At 76.1% G+C, this 648-nt stretch carries 1 pseudogene; it reads left to right on the top strand.

The features are described 5' to 3' along the window. A pseudogene (locus GVN67_RS29125) lies at nt 1-648 on the top strand (double-strand break repair protein AddB); the annotation flags it as partial.

Genomic DNA, 648 nt, shown 5'->3' with positions numbered 1-648 from the left:
CTGCTGGACCGCCACCTGGCCGCGGCCGAGGCCCTGGCCGCCACCCGCGACCGCCCCGGCGGCCTGCGCCTCTACGCCGCGGAAGAGGGCGAGCCGCTGGCGGTCTTCCTCTCCACCCTGCCGCCGGCCCTGAAAGAAATCCCGCCGATGAGCCCGGCCAGCTGGCCGGCGCTGTTCGACGCGCTGCTGGAAGGCCCCGCCGCCCCCAGCGTCCGCATCGGCCGCGGCCGGGAACACGCCCAGCATCCGCGCATCGCCATTCTCGGCCTGCTCGAGGCGCGGCTGCAGGATTTCGACCTGGCCATCCTCGGCAGCCTGGAGGAAGGCGTCTGGCCGCAGGCCACCGATCCCGGCCCCTGGATGAGCCGCCCGATGCGCGCCGATTTCGGCCTGCCCGAGCCCGAATCCCGCATCGGCCGCGTCGCCGCCGACTTCTTCCTCGGTGCCGCCTGCGCGCCCCGGGTGGTCCTGTCCCGTGCCCGCAAGCGCGCCGGGGCGCCGACCGTGCCCAGCCGCTGGCTGACCCGGTTGGAAACCTTCCTGGGCGGCCAAGGGGGCGACCAGGGCGAGGGCCTGTCCCTGCCCCGCAGCCCGGCGCTGGACTGGGCCACCCGCATCGACCAGCCGGAAGCCGTGCGCCCCTGGCCC

This window comes from Roseomonas sp. 18066 (assembly GCF_902706185.1).
GTDB lineage: Bacteria > Pseudomonadota > Alphaproteobacteria > Acetobacterales > Acetobacteraceae > Pseudoroseomonas.
Note: the sequence above shows the minus strand (reverse complement) of the source record. Positions and strands in the feature narration are given on the sequence as shown.